Annotated in this window: 15 protein-coding genes and 2 pseudogenes; 10 read left to right on the top strand and 7 right to left on the bottom strand. The window is 64.3% G+C overall.

Annotation, left to right across the window (positions count from 1 at the left end):
* The first annotated feature begins 168 nt into the window (after positions 1–168).
* Both recQ and AC629_RS50790 read left to right on the top strand, forming a co-directional pair.
* Positions 169–2,043 carry a DNA helicase RecQ gene (recQ, locus tag AC629_RS36510; RefSeq protein WP_084809586.1) on the top strand — a complete coding sequence of 625 codons (1,875 nt, stop codon included), beginning with the start codon at positions 169–171 and terminating at the stop codon, positions 2,041–2,043.
* A 191-nt stretch (positions 2,044–2,234) separates the two neighbouring features.
* Positions 2,235–3,222 (top strand): annotated as a pseudogene (locus tag AC629_RS50790) (IS30 family transposase); the annotation flags it as partial.
* Positions 3,223–3,273: 51 nt separating this feature from the next.
* Here the strand turns inward: AC629_RS50790 and AC629_RS36500 are convergent.
* Entirely contained in the window at positions 3,274–4,287 is a 1,014-nt protein-coding gene (locus AC629_RS36500; RefSeq protein ID WP_084809585.1) for a 1-aminocyclopropane-1-carboxylate deaminase, read from the bottom strand.
* A 185-nt stretch (positions 4,288–4,472) separates the two neighbouring features.
* On the opposite strand from AC629_RS36500, the gene AC629_RS36495 reads away from it, so the two are divergent.
* Both AC629_RS36495 and AC629_RS36490 read left to right on the top strand, forming a co-directional pair.
* On the top strand, positions 4,473–4,937 hold the full coding sequence (locus AC629_RS36495) for an Lrp/AsnC family transcriptional regulator (RefSeq protein WP_084809584.1): 465 nt from the start codon (positions 4,473–4,475) through the stop codon (positions 4,935–4,937).
* An 81-nt stretch (positions 4,938–5,018) separates the two neighbouring features.
* Positions 5,019–5,579 (top strand): carboxymuconolactone decarboxylase family protein, encoded by a 561-nt coding sequence (locus AC629_RS36490; RefSeq protein WP_084809583.1) that lies wholly within the window; start codon positions 5,019–5,021, stop codon positions 5,577–5,579.
* Between the two features lie 8 nt (positions 5,580–5,587).
* Here AC629_RS36490 and AC629_RS36485 read toward each other — a convergent pair whose 3' ends face one another.
* Positions 5,588–6,460, bottom strand: a complete 873-nt coding sequence (locus AC629_RS36485) for a hypothetical protein (protein ID WP_084809582.1) — start codon at positions 6,458–6,460, stop codon at positions 5,588–5,590.
* 208 nt (positions 6,461–6,668) lie between these two features.
* Between AC629_RS36485 and AC629_RS36480 the strand changes: the two genes are divergently transcribed.
* The gene (locus AC629_RS36480; protein ID WP_084809581.1) at positions 6,669–6,914 is read left to right on the top strand and encodes a hypothetical protein; all 246 of its coding nucleotides are present in this window, start codon (positions 6,669–6,671) and stop codon (positions 6,912–6,914) included.
* A 9-nt stretch (positions 6,915–6,923) separates the two neighbouring features.
* Here AC629_RS36480 and AC629_RS36475 read toward each other — a convergent pair.
* Positions 6,924–7,860: pseudogene (locus AC629_RS36475) on the bottom strand (alpha/beta hydrolase).
* Between the two features lie 167 nt (positions 7,861–8,027).
* Here AC629_RS36475 and AC629_RS36470 point away from each other — a divergent pair.
* Positions 8,028–8,915 carry a branched-chain amino acid aminotransferase gene (locus tag AC629_RS36470; RefSeq protein ID WP_084809580.1) on the top strand — a complete coding sequence of 296 codons (888 nt, stop codon included), beginning with the start codon at positions 8,028–8,030 and terminating at the stop codon, positions 8,913–8,915.
* Positions 8,916–9,109: 194 nt separating this feature from the next.
* Here the strand turns inward: AC629_RS36470 and AC629_RS36465 are convergent, their stop codons facing one another.
* Positions 9,110–9,727, bottom strand: a complete 618-nt coding sequence (locus AC629_RS36465) for a class I SAM-dependent methyltransferase (RefSeq protein ID WP_084809579.1) — start codon at positions 9,725–9,727, stop codon at positions 9,110–9,112.
* 315 nt (positions 9,728–10,042) lie between these two features.
* A complete protein-coding gene (gene phaR / locus AC629_RS36460) occupies positions 10,043–10,627 on the bottom strand; it encodes a polyhydroxyalkanoate synthesis repressor PhaR (RefSeq protein WP_084809578.1) in 585 nt (194 codons plus the stop codon).
* A gap of 318 nt (positions 10,628–10,945) precedes the next feature.
* Between phaR and AC629_RS36455 the strand changes: the two genes are divergently transcribed.
* The 3 genes from AC629_RS36455 (at position 10,946) to yddG (ending at position 14,110) form a co-directional block, all read left to right on the top strand.
* Complete coding sequence (locus AC629_RS36455; protein ID WP_084809577.1) at positions 10,946–12,124, top strand: acetyl-CoA C-acetyltransferase; 1,179 nt, start codon at positions 10,946–10,948, stop codon at positions 12,122–12,124.
* Between the two features lie 259 nt (positions 12,125–12,383).
* Entirely contained in the window at positions 12,384–13,109 is a 726-nt protein-coding gene (phbB, locus tag AC629_RS36450) for an acetoacetyl-CoA reductase (RefSeq protein WP_084809588.1), read from the top strand.
* Between the two features lie 131 nt (positions 13,110–13,240).
* Complete coding sequence (gene yddG / locus AC629_RS36445) at positions 13,241–14,110, top strand: aromatic amino acid exporter YddG (RefSeq protein ID WP_084809587.1); 870 nt, start codon at positions 13,241–13,243, stop codon at positions 14,108–14,110.
* 134 nt (positions 14,111–14,244) lie between these two features.
* Here yddG and AC629_RS36440 read toward each other — a convergent pair whose 3' ends face one another.
* Entirely contained in the window at positions 14,245–14,667 is a 423-nt protein-coding gene (locus tag AC629_RS36440) for a cupin domain-containing protein (protein ID WP_084809576.1), read from the bottom strand.
* 9 nt (positions 14,668–14,676) lie between these two features.
* Positions 14,677–15,444, bottom strand: coding sequence for a hydroxyacylglutathione hydrolase (gloB, locus tag AC629_RS36435; RefSeq protein ID WP_084809575.1), 768 nt, complete (start codon positions 15,442–15,444; stop codon positions 14,677–14,679).
* 108 nt (positions 15,445–15,552) lie between these two features.
* Here gloB and AC629_RS36430 point away from each other — a divergent pair, with 108 nt between their 5' ends.
* The gene (locus AC629_RS36430) at positions 15,553–16,299 is read left to right on the top strand and encodes a methyltransferase domain-containing protein (RefSeq protein ID WP_074116937.1); all 747 of its coding nucleotides are present in this window, start codon (positions 15,553–15,555) and stop codon (positions 16,297–16,299) included.
* The last annotated feature ends 144 nt before the right edge of the window (positions 16,300–16,443 follow it).

Here is a 16,443-nt window from a genome sequence, read left to right as displayed (position 1 = left end):
CGGGTGAGGGGGACTCTCCACGAGTCCACCTGCCACCTCCCTCGCGGAGACTCCCCCTCCACCCCAACCCTCTCCCCGCAAGCGGGGAGAGGGGGAAGATGGACTTGCCACGCCCGCGCGGTCATGCGACTGGCCTTGTGACGAATCTCACGGCACCGCTCTGACACCATGTCCGCTTCCTCCACCGCCCCGCTGCCTGCGCCGGCCAACGGCCGCGACGCGTTGTCGGTGCTGCATTCGGTGTTCGGCCTGCCGGGTTTCCGCGGTGCGCAGGGCGAGATCATCCGGCACGTCACGGACGGCGGCAATTGCCTGGTCCTGATGCCGACCGGCGGCGGCAAGTCGCTGTGCTACCAGCTTCCGTCACTGCTGCGTGAGGGCTGCGGCATCGTGGTCTCGCCGCTGATCGCGCTGATGCGCGACCAGGTCGCGGGCCTGATCGAAGCCGGTGTCAACGCCGCGGCGCTGAACTCGTCGCTGACGCTGCAGGAGGCGTCCGAAGTCGAGCGGCGCCTCATCGCGGGTGATCTCGACCTGCTCTATATCGCGCCGGAACGCCTCGTCACGCCGCGCTGCCTGTCACTGCTGGCGCAGGCAAAGGTGGCGCTGTTCGCGATCGATGAGGCCCATTGCGTCTCGCAATGGGGGCATGATTTCCGGCCCGAATATGTCGGCCTCTCCGTCATCGCCGAGCGCTTTCCCGAGGTGCCGCGCATCGCGCTGACTGCGACCGCTGATGAATTGACGCGGAAGGAGATCGTCGAACGACTGCGCCTTGCGGACAGCCCGCAATTCGTCTCGAGCTTCGACCGCCCCAACATCCGCTACGAGATCGTCGACAAGCGCAATGCGGTGTCGCAGCTCAAGGAGTTCATCCGGGAACGCCACGCCGGCGATGCCGGCGTGGTCTACTGCCTGTCGCGCAACCGCGTCGAGGAAGTCGCCGCCGCGCTCGACGAGGCCGGCATTGCGGCGCTGCCCTATCACGCCGGGCTCGACAGCAGCGTGCGCTCGCGCAACCAGGACCGCTTCCTCAACGAGGATGGCATCGTCATCGTCGCGACCATCGCCTTCGGCATGGGCATCGACAAACCCGACGTGCGCTTCGTCGCCCATCTCGATCTGCCCAAGAGCATCGAGGCGTACTACCAGGAGACGGGCCGCGCCGGCCGCGACGGCAAACCGTCCGCCGCCTGGATGGCCTATGGCCTCTCGGACATCGTGCAGCAGCGCCGCATGATCGACGAATCCGGCGCTTCGGACGATTTCAAGCGGGTCTCGATCGGCAAGCTCGATGCGCTCGTTGGCCTTGCCGAAACGCCGCACTGCCGGCGCCGGCGGCTGCTCGCCTATTTCGGCGAGATCGTGACGGGCGAGACTTGCGGCAATTGCGGCAATTGCGACAATTGCCTCACACCGCCCAAGATGCGCGACGGCAAGGTGCTGGCGCAGAAGCTCTTGTCCTGCGTCTATCGCACCGGGCAACGTTTCGGCGCGATGCATCTGATCGACGTGCTGATCGGACGCCTGACCGAGAAGGTGACGCAGTTCGGCCACGACAAGCTGTCGGTGTTTGGCATCGGGCGCGAGCTCAACGAGAAACAGTGGCGCACTGTGCTGCGGCAGCTGGTGGCGATGGGCCATTTGCAGAGCGACAGCGAAGCTTTTGGCGCGCTGAAATTGACGGATTCCGCGCGCGGCGTACTGCGCGGCGAGACCGAGGTGTGGCTGCGCGAGGAGGCGCCCGGCACCCGCATCCGTTCGAGCCGCGCCAAATCCCGTCGCGGTGACCTCTCGCCCGCGGCAAACGCGCCCCAAGGCGATGTCGATCCCGAACTGCGCGCGCGGCTGCGCTCCTGGCGTTCAGACGTCGCGCGCGAGCGCGGCGTGCCGGCCTATGTGGTGCTGCACGATGCCACCATCGACGGCATCGTCCGGGCATGGCCGACCACGTTGGACGAACTGCGCAACGTACCCGGCATTGGCGACAAGAAGCTCGAGCATTACGGCGACGAGCTGCTGCAGATCATCAAGACGCGGTAGGGCGCCCCGATCTCTCCACATCGTCATCCCGGACAAGCGCAGCGAAGCGGAGTGCAGATCCGGGATCCATAACCACAGGAAGTGGTTTGACGATGACTCGCGGTTGCCAGCTAGCGCTACACGTCTCCCTGTGGCTATGGGTCCCCTGAGTTCACAAACGAAGTGCAACACTTCCTTGAGGAGGTGTTGCCATGGGGCGGAGTTACGAGCAGCTATCCCTTGACGATCGATGCGAGATTGCCCGCCTATCGGCCAATGGCAGTTCGGTCCGGCAAATCGCGGCAGCTCTGGATCGCTCGCCATCAACGATCTCTCGTGAGCTGAAGCGCAATCGAGGCAGGCAGGTCGGCTACAAGCCTGGCTATGCCGAGCAACAGGCACGAGCGCGGCGCTGGACAGGCTCTCGCCTCGACCGGGAGCCCGGCCTGCGCCGCGCGGTGTTGGAGCGTCTCAGACAGGGCTGGTCGCCGGAACAGGTCGCAGGCCGGCTCGCCCGCGACTATGGCCGCAGAGTGATCTCCTACGAGAGCATCTACCGCTACATCTACGCCCAGCTCCGGCGCACCTCGGAGTACGGCTGGCGCCGCTATCTGCCTCGCGGCAAGAGCAAGCGCGGCTGCCGCGGCAAGAAGGGCGGCAGTCCCGCAAGCTTCATCGAAGGCCGTGTTTCGCTGGCAGAACGCCCCCCTCGAGGCCGCCGAGCGCAAGGTCCCCGGTCATTGGGAAGCCGACCTGATGATGTTCTCAAAATACGGTCAGGCGGTTCTGACCGTGCATGAGCGGACCTCACGCCTGCTGCTCGGCATCCGTCTTGCCAGCAAGGTCGCCGCGGGCGTGGCCCATCATCTGGTTCGCCTGTTCTCGGGACTTCCGGAGGGCCTGCGCCAGACCGTCACCTTCGACAACGGCACCGAGTTCGCCTGTCACTTGGCCCTGCATGATCTCTCGATCGAGACCTTCTTCTGCGATCCGCACTCACCCTGGCAGAAAGGCGGCATCGAGAATGCCATCGGCCGAATGCGCCGCTTCATTCCCCGCAAAACTGATCTCGCAACCCTCACCAGTGGCCGATTCCGTCGCCTTGTCGCCGCTTACAACAGCACCCCACGCAAATGCCTTGACTTCAGAACCCCGGCAGAGGCCTTCTCCCAAGTGTTGCACTTCGAGTGTGAATCCACCTCCCCGCCTTCGCGGGGACGACAGTGGAGAGGAGGCGCGAGCCGGCCTACCTCACCCATTCCTAAACGCATACGCGTAGCCGTTCAGCGCTGGCGCACCGCCGAGATGGGCGTAGAGGATCTTCGCGCCCTTCTCGAAATAGCCCTTCTGCGCAAGGTCGATCAGGCCCTGCATCGACTTGCCCTCATAGACGGGGTCGGTGATCATGCCTTCGAGCCGCGCGGTGAGCCGGATTGCCTCCTTGGTCTCTTCCGACGGCACGCCATAAGCCGGATAGGCGTAGTCCTCGATCAGCACGACGTCATCCGCGACGAGCTCCTTGCCGAGCTCGACGAGCTTTGCGGTGTTCTGCGCGATCTCGAGCACCTGCGCTTTCGTCTGCGCCGGCGTGAACGACGCGTCGATGCCGATCACCTTTCGCGCGCGGCCGTCGGCGGCGAAGCCGACCAACATGCCGGCATGGGTGGAGCCGGTGACGGTGCAGACGATGATGTAGTCGAACTTGAAGCCGAGCTCGGCTTCCTGCTTGCGCACCTCCTCGGCGAAGCCGACATAGCCGAGGCCGCCATATTTGTGCACGGAGGCGCCCGCGGGAATCGCGTAAGGCTTGCCGCCGGCGGCCTTCACCTCCTCGATCGCCTGCTCCCAGCTCTTGCGGATGCCGATGTCGAAACCGTCGTCGACCAGGCGCACGTCGGCGCCCATGATGCGCGAGAGCATGATGTTGCCGACGCGGTCATAGACCGCGTCCTCATGCGGCACCCAGGCTTCCTGCACCAGGCGGCACTTCATGCCGATCTTGGCGGCGACGGCTGCGACCATGCGGGTGTGGTTCGACTGCACGCCGCCGATCGAAACCAGCGTGTCGGCGTTGGAGGCGATAGCGTCGGGGATGATGTATTCGAGCTTGCGCAGCTTGTTGCCGCCATAGGCGAGGCCGGAATTGCAATCCTCGCGCTTGGCGTAGATCTCGACCTTGCCGCCGAGATGCTTCGACAGCCGCTCCAGCTTCTCGATGGGAGTCGGGCCGAAGGTCAACGGATAGCGCGCGAATTTTTCCAGCATCGTCAGTCATCCCCGATTGGCGTTGGTGTCTTGGAGGTGTCTTGGAGGTGTCTTGGACGTCGCTAGCATTGGCCTGCGTAAATGTGCTCTCGAATACTGCGTCCATATTGCGCGTTGTCTTGCGTAGATCGCCCAGTTAGCTATCATTCCTTCCGAATTTGGATCATCCGGCGGAAGGTTCTTTCATGTCTGGCCGACTTGACCGCATCGACCTTAAGATGTTGCGATTGCTGCAAAATAACGGCCGGCTCAGCAACGCTGAACTGGCCGAAACCGTCGCGATCAGTCCCGCCACCTGTCATCGCCGTACCCAACGTCTGTTCGAGGACGGCTTCATCGCTTCCGTCCGCGCCATGGTCGCCCCGAAGAAGGTGGCGAAGGGCACACTGGTGATGGTCGGCGTCGTGCTCGACCGCTCGACGCCGGAGAGCTTTGCGAGCTTCGAGCAGGCGATCGCCAAGCTGAAATTCGTGCTCGACTGCCACCTAGTGGCCGGCGACTTCGACTACTTTCTGAAAATCCGCGTCGGCGACATGGAGGATTTCAACCGCATCCACGGCGAGCAGCTCATCGCGCTGCCCGGCGTGCGCCAGACCCGCACCTTCTTCGTGATGAAGGAAGTCGTCGACAACGCGCCGCTGGAATTCTGAGTAGGGCCGTCACAGCAACTTCACTTGCCTTGCGCGCGCACGCGGGCGAGCCTCGCAGCTTCTCAACGAGGAGATCCCGCCGTGCGCCTACCCATTCTCGATCCGAAAGAGCTGACCGACGAACAGAAGCCGCTCTATGACGATATGCGAGCGGGCATCAAGGACCACTTCAAGGGCTTCGTGAACATGCGCGACGACGGCGCGCTGCTCGGGCCCTGGAATCCCTGGATCCGCGAGCCGCGCTTCGGCGGGCCGGTGTGGGAGCTGGTCAAGGCGATCGCGTCGAACTCGCTGCTGCCGGCGCCGGTGCGAGAGGTCGCGATCCTCGTCACCGGCTCACACTTCCGCTCCGGCTACGAGCTCTATGCTCACGTGCTGGTCGCCGAACAGCGCGGCCTGTCCGACGAGAAGCTCGCGACCATCGTCTCCGGCCAGCGTCCGGTCGACCTCACCAAGCAGGAAGCTGTCGCCTACGACATGGCCTCCGCGCTTGTGAGCGGCGGCGTGCTGCCGGAACTGACCTGGCGAGCTGCAGTCAAGGAATTCGGCGAGCACGGCGCGGCCGAGCTGTCTTATCTCGTCGGCGTCTACTGCATGGTCTCGGTCACACTGAACACGTTCGACGTTCCGGTGCCGGAGTAGCGTGGCGCCTAGTTGCGCACAGCGTAGAGCGGCGTGCGCAGCGTCACCTGATAGGACGGCTTCGGGATCCACGCGATCTGCGCGGTGATGCCGAACAGCCGGTTGTCGTTGTCGTCCATGCGGTCGAGGTCGAGCCGCAGGATCGGCTGGGTGAAGGATTCCGCCAGCGTCCGGCCTGCGATCTGCGCGCCGCCGAACGACTGCACACCGAGGCGGCCGGTGAGCTTCCAGTTGCTCGGCCACTGATAATAGCCGCCGGCATAAAGGATCGTGTTCGGCTTGATGCTGGCGATCTGGCTGGCGATGTCGGTGTGGGTGTATTGCAGGCCCGCAAGCCAGCCCTGTGTCTCGTCCTCATCCAGCGCGTAGTCGAATTCCAGGATGTTGTTGAACGACGTCGTCATGCCCGGTTCGTTCGGCACCGATTGCGTCAGGGTCGATTGCAGCGTGATCGTCGGGATATTGCCGCCGTTCTGCTGATACAGATCCGCCTGCATGCCGATGTTCCAGCTCGTGATGTCGAACGCCGACCAGCCACCGCCGAGATCGGTCGTCGAGCCGGACACGCCGCCATAGAGCGAGACGCTATCGCTGACGTCGACGGTCAGCGGCAGATCGACCGCGATCGATTTCGCGGCCGGCAAGCCGTTCGGCAGCATCGTGCCTCGTCGCGCCGCCAGCGCGTCGAGCGCGGCCGACAGCGATGTGTTGCCGAAGCCGAGCCCGAGCGCGCCTGCGGGGATCGTCGCATAGGTCGTGCGGAGATCGAGATAGATGTTCGGGACAGCCGGTTTCGCCGATGTAGCCTCGTCGCCGTCAGCGGCGAAGGCGGTGCCTGCCGAAATCGTCAGACATAGGAGTCCCATCGCGATGGCGCGCAAAGCCGTGTGGTGCGATAGGCTGTGATAGGACACGTGACAATCCGACGCGTGGCGTTCTGCTGGCGGAACCGTTCGCTAGATGTGATCGTTCGCGTGGTCAAGCTCCATCCGCGGGCGATGGACTGCACGGATGTGCGCGGTTACCTTGCCGCGATCGCGCTGATTCACTCGCCCGCCAGTGCAGGCCTGATAACGGAGAACGGCAGCCATGAACACGTCACGCCGCATCCTGCTCGCCGGACTGGCGGGACTTGCCGTCGCTCCGACCGTTGCTAGGGCCGCCCCGACGCCCGTGGCCGACGAGGTGACGGTCGCCGAAGAACGCTTTGCCCGTATGATCGCCGCGGCGCATGCGCCCGACGTCACCTGCGCACGGCAGGTCGAGCGCTACGCGGATACGCACTGGCCTGACTATGTTGTGGCAGCCAGGGCGGTGATCGACGCGCGCGTCTGATTCCCGCTTTTACTTCTCCACCGCTCGCCTGATCTGCTCGCCGATCTGGGAGAGCACAAGCTGTGCCTGCGGCAGGATCGCGCCCATGGCGTGAAAGTTGTGAACCATGCCGTCATGGCAGACGTGCTCGACGGCGACGCCCGCGGTGAGCAGCTTGCGCGCATAGGCATTGCCTTCGTCGCGCATCGGGTCAAACTCGGCGGTGTGAATGATCGCGGTCGGCAAGCCCGCGAGTCGTGTTGCGCGCAACGGGGAGACGCGGGGATCGGCGGCGTCGATGTCGTCGGGAAGATAGTCGGAAAGGTCGGCTTCGATCGTGACGCGATCGATCAGATGGCCCTCGGCGAACGCCTCGCGCGAGGGGGGAGGTCTCCTCGAAATCCAGCACCGGGCAGATCAGGCATTGTGCGACGATCGAGAGGCCGGCGTTCTGCATCGCCTCCTGGCACACGATCGCAGCGAGCGTGGCGCCGGCGGAGTCGCCGCCGACCACCAGACGTTCGGCGTCAATGCCGAGCGATGGGGCCTCGCGCGCGACCCATTCGGTAGCGGCAATCGCATCGTCCACGGCGGCGGGAAATTTGTGCTCGGGCGCGAGCCGGTAGTCGACCGAGACGAGGCGGCAGCCGGTCACATGCGCCAGCGCCGCCGCGATGCGGTCGTGCGTCGCGACGCTTCCGGCAACGAGCCCGCCGCCATGGAAGAACACGAAGCCCGGCGCGCGTTCACCCGCGCTTGCGGGCGAGTAGAGGCGATAGGGAAGTTCGCCGCCAGGGCCGGGCAGCGTGCCGTCGGACATGGTCACATCCGGCGCCTCGGCGCGTGCGAACTGCATCAGCTTCGCCAGCGACTGCCGCCGTGCCTCGACGCTCGGCCGGCTCCGCGCCTGCGGCGCGGCCGCGGCCATCATGGTCAACAAACGCTTTGCGAGCGGATTGAGCGGCATGGGAAACTCCGTAACGCAGTCGACATTATAGCGGGTTTGTTCTTCGATAGTGCCTCGATGCGTTCCCTCCACTGGAGGGGGAGGGCTGCAGTTCCCCGCAGCAAATCGTTTAGAAATTGGGACAATAGTGCCCGGATATTACGGCATCACGCCAAGGGAGGCCGATCATGGCCGAGATTAGGAAGCCGATCGAATATTCGCCGAGCTGGACCTTCTTCGAGGGCAAATGGCACGACGGCAACGTGCCGATCATGGGCCCACGCACGCATGGCGCCTGGCTCGGCTCGGTCGTGTTCGACGGCGCGCGGGCATTCGAGGGCGTCGCGCCCGATCTCGATCGCCACGTCGCTCGCGCCAATCAATCGGCGATCAACTTTGGCCTGAAGCCGGTGGTCGACACCAACACCTGGCTCACGCTCGCGCGTGAGGGCATCGTGCGCTTCGCGGCGAATGCCGAGCTTTACGTCCGTCCGATGTACTGGGCGCAGAACGGCTCGGGCGGTGGTGTGCTGTTCGATCCGGAGACCACCAACTGGTGCCTGTGCATCTACGAGGCGCCGATGCCGAAGCCCGTCGGCAATGCCATCACGCTGTCGCCGTTCCGCAGGCCCACCGCCGAATGTGCACCGGTCGAAGCCAAAGCAGCCTGCCTCTACCCGAACAACTCGCGTGCGTTGGCCGAAGCCGCGGCGCGCGGCTTCCAGAACGCGCTGATGCTCGACATGCTCGGCAACGTCGCCGAGTTCGGCAATTCCAACGTGTTCATGGCCAGGGACGGCGTGGTCTTCACGCCGGTGCCGAACGGGACCTTCCTCAACGGCATCACGCGCCAGCGCGTGATCAGCCTGCTTCGCGGCGATGGCGTCACCGTGGTCGAGAAGACGTTGCGCTATGCCGACTTCCTTGCCGCCGACGAGATCTTCTCCACCGGCAATTTCGCAAAAGTCGCGCCCGTGATCCGCATCGATGAGCGCGAGCTGAAGCCGGGCCCGTTCTACACCAGGGCGCGCAAGCTCTATTGGGACTTTGCGCATACGGTGAAGCTGGCGGCGTAGGCGGCGCACTTCCTGTCATTGCGAGCGCATGCGCGCCAAATACTCCGCTATCATCGCCCGACTCGATCGGGCGATCCAGTATTCCAGAGACGTTCGTTGTTCACCGAGAAGCCGCGGCGTACTGGATGCCCCGCCGGAGCCTGTCATCGGGCTCGCCGAAGGCGAGACCCGGTGGCGGGGGATGACAGCTAGCTTTAGCTGCTCCTTCGGAACCGGCTGAACTGGAACGCCTGCGTCGAATTCCAGGGCGTGTAATGGGCCTCGCTCCGCGTCTCGACCAGCTCGAACCCTGGCCCGAGCTCTGCCGCGAGGCTCGCGCTGTCATGGCGCTGCACCGGCAGGCCGCTGCATTTCTCCGGACCATCGAGCGCGAACGTGGCGATGATGACGTGGCCGCCAGGCGCAACAGCCGACCGCAGGCGATCGACATAGGCGGCCCTGTCGCGCGGATCGGTCAGGAAGTGAAACGCCGCGCGATCATGCCACACATCGTAGCTGCGCGCAGGCCGCCATGTCGTGGCGTCGGCGACGATCCAGTCGACGGTTGAAGCGGCGGGGCCAATCCGCCGCTTCGCAGCGTCGAGCGCATTGGCGGAGAGATCCAGCACGGCGACATCGCGATATCGGTCCTGCAGGAGCGAATCGACCAGCCGCGAGGCGCCGCCGCCGATATCGATGATGCCCGCGCGGTGATCTGGACTGGCGGCGTGGATCATCTCGAGCGAGATCGCCGGATTATCCTGATACCAGCTCACCTCGGCCTCGCCCTTGGTGGCGTAGAGGTTGTCCCAATGGGTGCTTCGGTCGGACATGGCGGCTCCTGATGTTGGGATTCCTATCGCACGTAGGCCGATGTCGCCACCGGCGCAGAATAGGTCCGTCATCCTGAGGTGCCGGAGCGAAGCGGAGGCGTCGAAGGACGACGGCCCGGATGCATCTCGGCCGTTCATCCTTCGAGCCTCGGTCCGCGATGCCTTGCATCGCGGTCTCGCACCTCCAGCGACAACCGCTTCGCGGTTGCGCCGGGATGACGGGGCCAGGGTTCGCCAGAACGGCATTGTGGGGGCGGCACAGAGTCGCCAACCGCGCGTCCGGCGCATGCGGACGCGCTCGCATCAACGAAAGACCTATTCGTCCTTCTTCGACATCCGCTCCAGGCGCTCCTGCATTTCCTTCATCTGCTGGCGAAGGTCGTCAATATTGCTGTCCTTCGGCGTCTCGGCGTTCGCATCGGGCTCCGGGCTGGCCGCCGGGCGGGGCGCTGCGAAGGGCTTGAACATCGAGAAGGTCTGCTGGAACAGCTCCATGTTGCGGCGGACTTGTTCTTCCAACGGAGCAAAGGGCGTTCCGGACAGCGTGTTGGCGATCTGCTTGCGAAACTTTTCCTGCTCCTGGGTCAGCGTCGCGATCGACTGCTCCAGATACTTCGGCACCACCATCTGCATGCTGTCGCCGTAGAAGCGGATCAGCTGGCGCAGGAAAGTGGTCGGGAGCAGGTTCTGGCCGGCCTTGTTCTCCTGCTCGAAGATGATCTGGGCGAGCACGGAGCGGGTGATGTCGTCGCCGGTCTTGGCGTCGTAGACCAGGAAATCTTCGCCATCCTTGACCATGGCGGCAAGGTCTTCCAGCGTCACGTAGGTGCTCGTTCCGGTGTTATAGAGCCGGCGATTCGCGTATTTCTTGATGGTGGTGGGTTGGTCAGATTTCGCCATGGGCTCTCACTTGAAAGACACTGAGAACAGGAACCTGCGGCATTGCCGCAAGGCGCGGGACGAGTACGCAACGCAACAAAATAAGCATTTTCAAAGGGGTCACGCTACCGTTTTGTGCGCCACGGTTAATCGCACAGCAAAAACTTTGCTTGCGAAAGCGCCAAGAACGCTATTTTGAGTGCGCTGCGGCATGAATTCGGTCACCGGCCGATTGACATGCCTCAACGACATTAACAGGATGCCTTACGAGACTGGCTGGCCATTTCCCAGCGCCCGTCTGCACCTTTTCTTCAGAACCTCAAGCCTCAGGAGATGCCCATGTCAGACGATGTCGTCATCGTCAGCGCCGCCCGCACCCCGGTCGGAAGCTTCAACGGAGCGTTCGCGACCCTTCCCGCCCACGATCTCGGCGCCGTCGCCATCAAGGCCGCGCTGGAGCGCGGTGGCATCGAGCCCGGCCGGGTCTCGGAAGTCATCATGGGGCAGATCCTGACCGCCGCTCAGGGCCAGAACCCCGCCCGCCAGGCCTCGATCGGCGCCGGTATTCCGGTGGAAAGCCCGGCCTGGGGCGTGAACCAGCTTTGTGGCTCGGGCCTGCGCACGGTCGCGCTTGGCTACCAGGCACTGCTCAACGGCGATTCCGAGGTCGTGGTCGCCGGCGGCCAGGAATCCATGAGCATGGCTCCGCACGCCCAGTATCTGCGCGGCGGCGTCAAGATGGGCGCGGTCGAGTTCGTCGACACCATGATCAAGGACGGCCTGTGGGATGCCTTCAACGGCTACCACATGGGCAACACCGCCGAGAACGTCGCACGGCAGTGGCAGATCACCCGCGCGCAGCAGGACGAATTCGCGGTCGCCTCGCAGCAGAAGGCCGAGGCCGCGCAGAAGGCCGGCAAGTTCAACGACGAGATCGTTCCCGTCACGATCAAGACCCGCAAGGGCGACGTCGTCGTCAGCGCCGACGAATATCCGCGCCATGGCGCCACGCTCGACGCGATGGCCAAGCTCAAGCCCGCCTTCGAGAAGGATGGCACGGTCACCGCCGGCTCGGCCTCGGGCATCAATGACGGCGCTGCCGCTGTGGTGCTGATGACCGCCAAGCAGGCCGCCAAGGAAGGCAAGAAGCCGCTCGCGCGCATCGTGTCCTGGGCGCAGGCCGGTGTCGATCCGAAGATCATGGGCTCGGGCCCGATCCCGGCCTCGCGTGCCGCGCTGAAGAAGGCCGGCTGGAACGTCGGCGACCTCGACCTGATCGAGGCCAACGAGGCCTTCGCGGCGCAGGCCTGCGCCGTCAACAAGGATCTCGGCTGGGACACGTCGAAGGTCAACGTCAACGGCGGCGCGATCGCGATCGGCCATCCGATCGGCGCCTCCGGCGCGCGCGTGCTGGTGACTTTGCTCCACGAAATGCAGAAGCGCGATTCGAAGAAGGGTCTCGCCACGCTGTGCATCGGCGGCGGCATGGGCATTGCCATGTGCCTCGCCCGCGATTGATGCGGGCAAGGCACCAAACGAAAACATGCAACTGACGCGTGCGCTGCACACGTGACTAAGTGCGTTGCACGCGACTAAAAAGGCGGCGGTTGCAAATCAAATATTCTTCGCAACTGCGCAGGCCTCGACTAAATACAAACGCCCGGCTCAACGCCGGGCGTTTTGTTCTTGATGTCCGTCAAACCAGCCGCATAATCCCTCGTTAAAAACCATCGCTAATCAGCAATCAATGATTGAGTCCAAGGGAAGGAAGCTTGAGATGGCACGAGTTGCACTGGTGACGGGTGGTACGCGGGGCATTGGTGCTGCGATCAGCAAGGCGCTGAAGGCGGCTGGCTACAAGGTCGCAGCGAGCTATGCCGGCAATGATGCCGCGGCGGAGAAGTTCAAGGCCGAGACCGGTATCGCCGTCTATAAATGGGACGTCGCGTCGTTCGATGCCTGCGCGGAAGGCGTGAAGAAGGTTGAAGCTGATCTCGGTCCTGTCGACGTGCTCGTCAACAATGCCGGCATCACCCGCGACACCGCCTTCCACAAGATGACGCTCGAGCAGTGGAACGCCGTGATCAACACCAATCTCGGCTCGCTGTTCAACATGACGCGCCAGGTGATCGAAGGCATGCGCGCGCGCAAGTTCGGCCGCATCATCTCGATCTCGTCGATCAACGGCCAGAAGGGGCAGTTCGGTCAGGTCAACTATTCCGCGGCAAAGGCCGGCGACATCGGCTTCACCAAGGCGCTCGCGCTCGAGAACGCCAAGGGTGGCATTACTGTGAACGCGATCTGCCCCGGCTATATCAACACCGAAATGGTGCAGGCGGTGCCGAAGGACGTTCTGGAGAAGAACGTGATCCCGCAGATCCCGGTCAGCCGGCTCGGCGAGCCCGAAGAAATCGCGCGCGCCGTGGTGTTCCTCGCGGCCGACGAGGCCGGCTTCATCACCGGCTCGACGCTGACCATCAATGGCGGCCAATATCAGACCTGATATGGCGCCAAGCCTCTAAGCTAAAGGCCTTTGAGCTAAAAGCCTGTAGCTTCAGGCGCGACAAGGCGATAGTGAAGACGAAAATGCCCGGCCTCGTGCCGGGCATCCGCGTCCTCAGAGCCTTTCAATTGATGACCCCGCGCACAGCCACACTGATCGGATTGACCGCGATCCTGATGTGGTCGCTACTCTCCGTGATGACGGTGGCGACCGGAAAAATCCCGGCCTTTCAGCTTGCCGCGATGACATTCGCGATCGGCGGTCTCGTCGGGCTCCTCACTTGGATCGGCCGCGACGGGGCCGCCAAGAGCCTGCGCCAGCCGCTTGTCGTGTGGGCGGTCGGCGTCGGCGGCCTGTTCGGCTATCACGCCCTCTATTTCCTTGCGCTGCGTTTCGCGCCGCCGGCCGAAGCAGGCCTTCTGAATTATCTGTGGCCGCTGTTGATCGTGCTGTTCTCGTCATTCCTGCCGGGCGAGCGGCTTGCCGTGCATCACATCATCGGTGCCGTGCTCGGCCTCGTCGGGACCGTGCTGCTGTTTGCCGGCAGCACCTCCGGTTTCGCGCCGGGCCAGGTGCCGGGATTGATCGCGGCGTTCGTCGCGGCGTTCGTCTGGGCAACCTATTCGGTGCTGTCGCGCCGGCTGAAGGCCGTGCCGACCGACGCGGTCGCGGGCTTCTGTCTCGCCACCGCGGTGCTCGCCGCGCTGATGCATGGTTTGCTTGAAACCACCGTGTGGCCGGAGACCACGCTGCAATGGCTCTCGGTGATCGCGCTCGGCATCGGCCCCGTCGGTGCGGCATTCTATGCCTGGGACATCGGCATGAAGCGTGGCGATATCCGCGTGCTCGGCGCTGCCTCCTACGCGACACCGCTGCTCTCGACCGGCTTTCTCATCGCCGCCGGCTTCGCCAAGGCCAGCGCCAACATCGCCATCGCCGCCATTCTGATCGCAGGCGGCGGCCTGATCGCGGCGAAGGACATGGTGCTGCGGAAGCGATGACTGTCATTCCGGGGCGATGCGCAGCATCGAGCCCGGAATCCATTTGTCCGCGTCATTGGTGGTGAGATGGATTCTCCGATGCGCAGTTGCGCATCATAGCTCGCCGCTTTGCGGCGCCCCGGAATGACAATTCGCTACGGCTCCCAGCCCTTCGGCGCGAGCTCGAATTTCGCGAATTCGAACGCGGGCGCCACGGTGCAGCCGACCAGCGTCCACTCGCCGGTGCTCTCTGCCATCTGCCAGGCGTCGGCCGGCACGATCGCCTGTGGCCGTTCGCCGCTCACAAGATCCGTGCCGAGCCGCACCTCATGCTGGGAGCAGCCTTCATGCGCGATGCGCAGCGTCAACGGGCTGCCCGCATAATAGTGCCAGATCTCGACCGCATCGATGCGATGCCAGTGCGAGCGCTCGCCGCGCGCGAGCAGGAAGTAGATCAGGGTCGAGCGCGACCGTCCGTTGGCGTCCGTTGTCTGGTCGCGAAAGGTCTCGCGGTAATGCCCGCCTTCGGGATGCGGGCGGAGTTCGAGGCGCGCGATGATCTCGGCTGCGGTCGGCATCTATCCCCGTCAGGATTTATTCTTGCGCTCGCGCAATTCGCCGAACACCGCGGCGGCATCCGCGCCCTTCATGTGTAGCCTGGCTGCGACCGAGGGTTCATCAGCGCGCAGGAACACATTTGCTCGCTTCTCTTCACCAAGCAGTGAGGGAATGGTCGGCTTGTTCTCGGCCCGAAGCTTGGCAACTTCCGCCGCGCGCGCCTGGAGCGCTGCATTGTCCGGCTCGATGGTGAGCGCAAACTTGACGTTCGAGGCGGTGTACTCGTGGCCGCAATAGAGCTTGAAGTCGTCGGGCAGGGCCCGCAGCTTCAGAAGCGAATCCCACATCATGGGGTAGGTGCCTTCGAACACCCGGCCGCAGCCGATCGAGAACAGCGTGTCGGCGGCGAACACCGTCTTCTCGGTGTCGAACACGTAGGAGATGTGGTCGAGCGTGTGACCGGGCGTCTCGACGACGCGCCCCAGCAGGGTGCCGATCTTGACCACGTCGCCATTGGCAACGCGCAGGTCGACGTCTGCAATCTTCGTCGTCTTGTCGTGCGGCGCGACGACGCGGCAATTGTATTTCTGCTTGAGTTCGGCGACCCCGCCGACATGATCGCCGTGATGATGGGTGATCAGGATATCCGTGAGCTGCCAGCCCTCGCGCTCCAGCGCCTTCAGGATGGGGCCGGCCTCCGGCGCGTCGATCGAAGCGGTTGCCTTGGTTTCCACATCGTGGATCAGATAACCGAAATTGTCGTTTAAACAGTTGAAAGTACGAATTTCGGCGGCCATGACATCTCCATCGCGCTCAGCCCCGCCAGACAAATATGGCGTTAACGTTGCGCAGGCAATGCAATATTCCGCGCGCGGCGGCGGCCTTGTGCATGTTAGATTGCCGTCATGAGCATCGACGTCGTCGACCTTCGCGAGTTCTATTCCCGTCGTCTCGGGATTGTGGCGCGGCAAATGATCAACCGCGGCATCAGGCAGCGCTGGCCGAACGCCGAGGGCCAGCGCGTGCTCGGCATCGGCTATCCGACGCCCTATCTCGGCCTGTTCCGCGAGGACGCGGAGCGCTGCATCGCCTTCATGCCGGCGGCCCAGGGCGTCCTGAAATGGCCGACGGGACGGCCGGCACTGGCTTCGCTGGTGGATGAATTCTCGCTGCCGCTTCCTGACGCCGCGGTCGACCGCATCCTCCTGGTCCATGCGCTGGAGATGTCGGACGATCCGGCCGCGCTGCTGCGTGAGGTCTGGCGCGTGCTGTCGCCGTCCGGCCGCGTCATCGCGGTGATCCCGAACCGGCGCGGGGTGTGGACCCGTACCGACAACACGCCGTTCGGCCACGGCCGACCCTATTCGCGCTCGCAGATCACCGATCTGTTGCGCCAGACCTGGTTCACGCCGACCGCCTGGGGCGAAGCGCTGTTCATGCCGCCCTATGCCGGCGGCTGGGTGCTGAAATCGGCACAGATGTGGGAGCGTGCGGGCGCGGCGCTGTCACTGCCCTTCGCGGGCGTGCACATCGTCGAGGCGACCAAGCAGGTCTACCGCGCCATTCCCGCCAAGCGCGAACGGGCACGGTTGATTCCCGCGCTGACCAAGCCAGTGCTGGTGCCGTCGTCCACGACCGTCACGCGCAGCTAGAAAAAAAATCGTCCCGGCGTGGCCGGGACGATTGCAGTTCGATAAATCCGATAGGACTTGCGGCTTACTCGCTGGGCGCGTGATCGTCGCCGGAAGCGGCCGGAGCGGCTTCGCGCTCGGGACGCGGACCATGCGGCCGGCGCC

Origin of the sequence: Bradyrhizobium sp. NAS80.1, from assembly GCF_001908205.1 — a bacterium.
In the GTDB taxonomy this organism is placed as follows: Bacteria; Pseudomonadota; Alphaproteobacteria; order Rhizobiales; family Xanthobacteraceae; genus Bradyrhizobium.
Note: the sequence above shows the minus strand (reverse complement) of the source record. Positions and strands in the feature narration are given on the sequence as shown.

Bases quoted from the DNA above. Each gene is read 5' to 3' on its own strand.
- recQ (WP_084809586.1), top strand. From the start codon at position 169: ATGTCCGCTTCCTCCACCGCCCCGCTGCCTGCGCCGGCCAACGGCCGC.
- AC629_RS36500 (WP_084809585.1), bottom strand. From the start codon at position 4,287: ATGCTGGAAAAATTCGCGCGCTATCCGTTGACCTTCGGCCCGACTCCC.
- AC629_RS36495 (WP_084809584.1), top strand. From the start codon at position 4,473: ATGTCTGGCCGACTTGACCGCATCGACCTTAAGATGTTGCGATTGCTG.
- AC629_RS36480 (WP_084809581.1), top strand. From the start codon at position 6,669: ATGAACACGTCACGCCGCATCCTGCTCGCCGGACTGGCGGGACTTGCC.
- AC629_RS36470 (WP_084809580.1), top strand. From the start codon at position 8,028: ATGGCCGAGATTAGGAAGCCGATCGAATATTCGCCGAGCTGGACCTTC.
- AC629_RS36465 (WP_084809579.1), bottom strand. From the start codon at position 9,727: ATGTCCGACCGAAGCACCCATTGGGACAACCTCTACGCCACCAAGGGC.
- phaR (WP_084809578.1), bottom strand. From the start codon at position 10,627: ATGGCGAAATCTGACCAACCCACCACCATCAAGAAATACGCGAATCGC.
- AC629_RS36455 (WP_084809577.1), top strand. From the start codon at position 10,946: ATGTCAGACGATGTCGTCATCGTCAGCGCCGCCCGCACCCCGGTCGGA.
- phbB (WP_084809588.1), top strand. From the start codon at position 12,384: ATGGCACGAGTTGCACTGGTGACGGGTGGTACGCGGGGCATTGGTGCT.
- yddG (WP_084809587.1), top strand. From the start codon at position 13,241: ATGACCCCGCGCACAGCCACACTGATCGGATTGACCGCGATCCTGATG.
- AC629_RS36440 (WP_084809576.1), bottom strand. From the start codon at position 14,667: ATGCCGACCGCAGCCGAGATCATCGCGCGCCTCGAACTCCGCCCGCAT.
- gloB (WP_084809575.1), bottom strand. From the start codon at position 15,444: ATGGCCGCCGAAATTCGTACTTTCAACTGTTTAAACGACAATTTCGGT.
- AC629_RS36430 (WP_074116937.1), top strand. From the start codon at position 15,553: ATGAGCATCGACGTCGTCGACCTTCGCGAGTTCTATTCCCGTCGTCTC.